Genomic DNA, 5,842 nt, shown 5'->3' with positions numbered 1-5,842 from the left:
TGAGGCGGAGGAGCCGGCGGCGGTCGACAGGGCGTCCGCCGGGTGGTGTGCCGCGCCGGCGTGGACGCCGGAACCCGGGGTCAGCCGCGCGTCGGTGAGGATGCGCTCGGCCTGGGCCGGGCTGATCGCCGCGGCGGTGGTCCCGCAGACCAGGCGTGCGGCCTGCTGGACCAGGAAGGCGTCGGACAGCGGGCCCGCCCCGCCGGGGGCCGCTCCCGCGGTGACCGCCGCGGCCCCGTGCTGGCCGAGCCCGAACACCGTGTGCAGGGCGGTCTGGCCGACCGCGAGCAGCACCGCGATCCCGGGCAGGGAACGTTCGCGCCCGGCGAGGGGCGCGGCGACCAGGACCGCCCCGAGGAATCCCGCGCCCAGCGTCCACAGGGGGACGGCGGCGCAGGAGGCGAAGGTGTGCCCCGCCGCGGCCAGCACGACGCAGACCGCGGCGAACACCGCGGCCCGCAGAATCCGGAGATCGTTCCCGGAGCGCGCCGAAGGCGGGTGGGGGGCAGTCATGGCGGCCTCATCATCGCACTGGCGACCCCCGCGGCGTACGGCAGGTCCGCAAGATGCGGTACGACCGGATGGTCGGCCTTGGTGCGGGCCGCCCCACATACACCGATCGGCGGTGCGGTCGCATCCGCCGTCCGGGCGGTCCGATACGGACACCGCGCTTACGCCCGGGCACAAGGGGCAATACGTAACGGTATGTCGAGCCGCGGCCGGGAGGCTGGAGCATGAGCATCTGGTGGTCACTCCATCTGCGGCGCGAGGCTGCGAGCGTGCCCCTGGCCCGGCGCCTGCTGCTCGGCACGATGGAGACCGCGGGCGTCGACCCCGACATCTCCTTCGACCTCTCCGTCGCGCTGACCGAGGCCTGTGCGAACGCCGTCGAGCACGGCGGGGACGACGGCTGCGGCGACCCCTCGCAGGCGTACCGCGTCACGGCGTACCTGGACGGCGAACGGTGCCGGATCGAGGTCGCCGACACGGGACCCGGGTTCGAGGCCGCCCCGGGCCGGTCCCCGGGGGCGCCCCGTCCGGTGCCGGCCGACGCCGAGCACGGCCGGGGCCTGTGCCTCATCCGGGAGCTGGCCGACCACGTCCACATCGGCGGCGCGCCGGGACGGCCGGGAGCCGTGGTGAGCTTCGACAAGATCCTCAAGTGGCGCGAGGACGCGCCCCTCGTGGCGGTCTGATCACGCACGCGAAAGGGCCGGGCACCGTACGGCGCCCGGCCCTCGAAGCATCCCGGACCTCAGCCCTTCAGCGCGGCCATCCACGCCTCGACCTCGTCCGACCGGCGCGGCAGGCCGGCGGACAGGTTCCGGTTGCCGTCCTCGGTGACGAGGATGTCGTCCTCGATGCGGACTCCGATGCCGCGGTACTCCTCGGGCACCGTCAGGTCGTCGGCCTGGAAGTACAGGCCGGGCTCGACGGTGAGGACCATGCCGGGCTCCAGGGTGCCGTCGACGTAGGACTCGACGCGCGCGGCGGCGCAGTCGTGGACGTCCAGGCCGAGCATGTGACCGGTGCCGTGCAGGGTCCAGCGGCGCTGGAGGCCCAGCTCCAGCACCCGCTCGACCGGGCCCTCGACCAGGCCCCACTCGACGAGCCGCTCGGCCAGCACACGCTGGGACGCGTCGTGGAAGTCGCGGTACTTGGCGCCCGGCTTCACCGCCGCGATGCCGGCCTCCTGGGCGTCGTACACGGCGTCGTAGATCTTCTTCTGTAGCTCGCTGTACGTGCCGTCGACCGGCAGCGTGCGCGTGATGTCGGCCGTGTAGTACGTGTGCGTCTCCACGCCCGCGTCGAGCAGCAGCAGGTCGCCGGAGCGGACCGGGCCGTCGTTGCGGACCCAGTGCAGGGTGCAGGCGTGCGGGCCGGCGGCGGCGATGGTGCCGTAGCCGACGTCGTTGCCCTCGACGCGGGCGCGGAGGAAGAAGGTGCCCTCGATGTAGCGCTCGCTGGTCGCCTCGGCCCGGTCGAGGACCTTCACGACGTCCTCGAAGCCGCGCACGGTGGAGTCGACGGCCTTCTGGAGCTCACCGATCTCGAACTCGTCCTTGACGAGGCGGGCCTCGGAGAGGAAGACGCGCAGCTCCTCGTCGCGCTCGGCGGTGACCTTGTCGGTCAGGGCCGCCTCGACACCGGCGTCGTGGCCGCGCACGACGCGCACCGGGCCGGTGGCCTCGCGCAGGCTGTCGGCCAGCTCGCGCACGTCGGAGGCGGGGATGCCGTACAGCTTCTCCGCCTCGGTGAGGGAGTGGCGGCGGCCCACCCACAGCTCGCCCTGGCCGTCCAGCCAGAACTCGCCGTTCTCGCGGTCGGAGCGCGGCAGCAGGTAGATCGTCGCGGCGTGGCCGTCGGCGGTGGGCTCCAGGACCAGGACGCCGTCCTCTGTCTGGTTGCCGGTGAGGTAGGTGTACTCGACCGAGGCGCGGAAGGCGTACTCCGTGTCGTTCGAGCGGGTCTTCAGGTTGCCCGCGGGGATCACCAGGCGCTCGCCGGGGAAGCGGGCGGAGAGCGCGGCGCGGCGCGCGGCGGTCTCGGCGGCCTGGGCGATCGGCCGCAGATCGTGCAGCTCCGTGTCGGCCCAGCCGGACTTCATGTTCTCGGCCAGCTCGTCGGACACGCCCGGGTACAGGCCGTTCTTCCGCTGCTTGATCGGCTCGTCGGCCTCGTCCGGGGTCTCCGGGGTGAGCTCCTCCGCCACGGTCATCCTCCTTGATACGGCACTGGACCAACCCCCATCGTACGGTCGTACGGAAGGGGGCCCAGGGCCGAAGGACCTGTTACACCGGGCGGCGGCGCGTCACTGGTCGAAGCGGACCGCCAGCAGCACCACGTCCTCCTCGGAGTCCGCCTCGTCCGCGCCGTCCGGCAGCACCGTGCGCAGCACGTGGTCGGCGACGGCGTCCGGGTCGTGGCGCTTGGCCCGCGGTACGCCGGCGGCCGCGGCGTGCAGCCGGGCGAAGGCGCGGTCGATCGGGTCGCCGGTGCGGTGCAGCAGACCGTCGGTGTACAGCAGGACGGTTTCTCCGGGTGCGGCCTGGAGCTCGACGCTCGGCGCCTCCCAGCAGGCGAGCATGCCCAGCGGCGCGGAGACGGAGGTCTCCACGAACTCGGTGCGCCGCTCGCCGATCAGCAGCGGCGGGCTGTGGCCGGCGCCGGCCAGGGTGATCCGGCGCAGCGCGGGCTCGCAGTAGCCGAACAGGGCGGTGGCCGAGCGGGCGGGCTCGGTCAGCCGCAGCAGCAGCTCCAGGTCGGACAGGACGGCGACCGGGTCCTCGCCCTCCATCACGGCGTACGCCCGCAGCGACGCGCGCAGCCGTCCGGTGGCGGCGACGGCGCTGGGTCCCGAGCCGGTGACGGAGCCGACGGCCAGGCCGAGGGCGGCGTCGGGCAGCGGCAGGGCGTCGTACCAGTCGCCGCCGCCGCGCGGGCCGGTGCGGCGGCGGGCGGCGAGCTGCACGCCGGGCACCCGGGGCAGGCGCGAGGGCAGCAGTTCCTCCGCCATGGTCGCCATGCGGGTGCGCGTGCGCTCGGTCTCCAGGAGCCGGGCCAGATGCTCGGCGGCGTACCGGGCGTACAGCCCGACGAGGTGGCGCTGCCGCTCGCGCGGTTCGGCGGGCTCGTCGTAGAGCCAGACGGCGGCGCCGAGGCGCCCGGCGCGGTCGGTGGACAGGGGCAGGGCGTAGCTGGCGGCGTAGCCGAGGCGGGCGGCGACCTCGCGGTGGCGGGGGTCGAGGCCCTCCTCTGCGAACAGGTCGGGTTCGGCGATGCCGCCGTCGGCGACGGGCAGACCCTCCAGGATCCGGCCGTACGACAGCGAGCTGCGCGGCACCGTCTCGATGTGGCCGAGGTCGGCGCGGGCCAGTCCGAGGCCGATGGTGCTGTCCGGGCCGAGTCCGTCGGCCGGTTCCAGGACGACGAGACCGCGCCGGGCACCCACGAGGGCGGCACCGGCGCGCAGCAGTTCCTGGAGGGCTTCGGAGAGGGAGTCCGTGCGGGCGAGGCGCTCGGTCAGCTCGTGCAGGGTCGTCAGGTCCGACACCCAGCCGGCGAGCCGGTCCTGGAGCAGGGCGCCCGCATCCGGTGCGGGGTCGGACGGCGGGGCGGTCGGCGGGGTGCCCGCGGCGGCGGACGCGACAGTGTGTGCGGGGGACGGCACAGTTGAATCGATTCCAGCCACTTTCGCAGGGTGCGGGGCGTTCATGGCGTCCGGCTTTCCGACCGGTGCTTACTGCTCAAAAGCATCGCAAACCCCCATGTCATTCTGCGCCGCTAGCAGTGTCTCCACATGTACACGCACTCGTAAGGAGATGTCCAGCATTGTCCTGCTGGGATTCCTGGTGTCCGTGGGGTGCGAGCTGCCTCCTTTCCGAACCCCTTGCGGAAAAGCAAAGTTGGCTTGAAACTGCCCCAGAGGACGTCTTGTTGCGGTCTTCTGGGGGTGCTCCACGGAGCGTCACAGCGGTCGTGATGGGTACGTACTCGGTGAAGGCCAGGGGTGGCTGGGGGCCACCCGGAACCTGGCGGCGGACCCGGGCGTCCTATCCACCGACGACCGTGCCCCATCCTCCCGTGGCGGAGGCGGAGAGAACCACGCGGGACGGCAAACGCCAGACTTCGCCACCCCCGCGCCACGCCCATGCTTTTGATGGGCGCAGTATGGACGCCGACCGCCGCGGACGCAGTCAGAGCTCGGCTCACAGGGGTACCCCTTGCCCGCGGCAGGGGTGTGATGCGCCACCAGCTACGCACAGCGAAGTGATCGACACATGGTGTGAGACGACCACGGTGTTGCCAGGCGTGCAACGGAAAGGAACGAGCGCTCATGCGCGAGATCCTCGGAAGGCGACGCAGGCTCCTGTCCCGGCGAGGCGACGGACGGCCTGAGCTGATCGGCGCGGCCCTGACCTACGCGACACAGTGGCGGTGGCCCGTACTCCCGGGCGTGGCGCCGGACCCGCAGGCGCGCTCGCGCTGCGGCTGCCCCGACCCCGAGTGCACGGTGCCCGGCGCGCACCCCTTCGACCCCGGCCTCCTCGCCGCCACCACCGACGAGCGGATGGTGCGCTGGTGGTGGGGCAACCGGCCGACGGCGCCCATCGTCCTGGCCACCGGGGGCAGCGCCCCGTGCGCCGTCTCCCTGCCGGCCCTGCCGGCCGCCCACGCCCTGGCCGCGCTCGACCGCGCCGGGCTGCGGCTCGGCCCGGTCGTCGCCTCGCCCACCCGCTGGTCGCTGCTGGTCCGGCCGTACTCCATGGAGCAGCTGGGCGAACTGCTCTACGCCAAGGACTTCGTCCCCGGCTCCCTGCGCTTCCACGGCGAGGGCGGCTATCTCGCGCTGCCTCCGTCCGAGACCGGCGCCGGCGCCGTCCGCTGGGAGCGGGCGCCGCTGCCCGGCTCCGCCTCGCCCTGGGTGCCCGACGTGGAGGCCGTGGTGGACGCGGTGGTCGAGGCCCTCACCCGTACGGGTGTGAGCGCGCCCGAGTTGTAGGGGTGTCGGGCGCGCGCGCAAGTCGGCGCCCGCCCGGGGTCGTTATCGTCCGCCCCATGCCGCTTCATGCTGGGGAGCCCCGCCCCGCGAGTCCGCGCCGCGCGGGACTGCACCGCCGCCCGGCCGGCCGCGGGTTCCGTCTGTACGGCCTCGCCGGTGCCGTGGTGTGCGCGGCCGTGCTGCCGTTCGCCGTGGCGTCCGCGGGGCCCGTGCCCCACGGGGGCGAGGACGGCCGGCCCCTGGGCGTGCGCCTGCTGCCGCGCGACGGCGACGGCGACGGCGAGGACGGGAAGGCGCCGGAGGGGACCGGGGGCGGCAAGGCGCCGGAGGAGACCGATG

General features: G+C 74.0%; 4 protein-coding genes and 2 pseudogenes. 3 read left to right on the top strand and 3 right to left on the bottom strand.

Annotated elements, in window-relative coordinates; all coding sequences use genetic code 11:
* Window positions 1-513: pseudogene (locus tag GTW67_RS03255) on the bottom strand (hypothetical protein); the annotation flags it as partial.
* A 221-nt stretch (window positions 514-734) separates the two neighbouring features.
* Between GTW67_RS03255 and GTW67_RS03250 the strand changes: the two are divergent.
* Window positions 735-1,196 carry an ATP-binding protein gene (locus tag GTW67_RS03250; protein WP_161163274.1) on the top strand — a complete coding sequence of 154 codons (462 nt, stop codon included), beginning with the start codon at window positions 735-737 and terminating at the stop codon, window positions 1,194-1,196.
* Between the two features lie 59 nt (window positions 1,197-1,255).
* Here the strand turns inward: GTW67_RS03250 and GTW67_RS03245 are convergent, their stop codons facing one another.
* On the bottom strand, window positions 1,256-2,713 hold the full coding sequence (locus tag GTW67_RS03245) for an aminopeptidase P family protein (RefSeq protein ID WP_346010545.1): 1,458 nt from the start codon (window positions 2,711-2,713) through the stop codon (window positions 1,256-1,258).
* 99 nt (window positions 2,714-2,812) lie between these two features.
* Entirely contained in the window at window positions 2,813-4,216 is a 1,404-nt protein-coding gene (locus tag GTW67_RS03240; protein WP_161163272.1) for a PP2C family protein-serine/threonine phosphatase, read from the bottom strand.
* Between the two features lie 621 nt (window positions 4,217-4,837).
* Between GTW67_RS03240 and GTW67_RS03235 the strand changes: the two genes are divergently transcribed.
* Together GTW67_RS03235 and GTW67_RS36850 are read left to right on the top strand one after the other, a co-directional pair.
* The gene (locus tag GTW67_RS03235; protein WP_161163271.1) at window positions 4,838-5,503 is read left to right on the top strand and encodes a bifunctional DNA primase/polymerase; all 666 of its coding nucleotides are present in this window, start codon (window positions 4,838-4,840) and stop codon (window positions 5,501-5,503) included.
* 56 nt (window positions 5,504-5,559) lie between these two features.
* Window positions 5,560-5,842 (top strand): annotated as a pseudogene (locus GTW67_RS36850) (hypothetical protein); the annotation flags it as partial.

It is taken from the genome of Streptomyces sp. SID5910 (genome assembly GCF_009862125.1).
In the GTDB taxonomy this organism is placed as follows: Bacteria; Actinomycetota; Actinomycetes; order Streptomycetales; family Streptomycetaceae; genus Streptomyces.
Note: the sequence above shows the minus strand (reverse complement) of the source record. Positions and strands in the feature narration are given on the sequence as shown.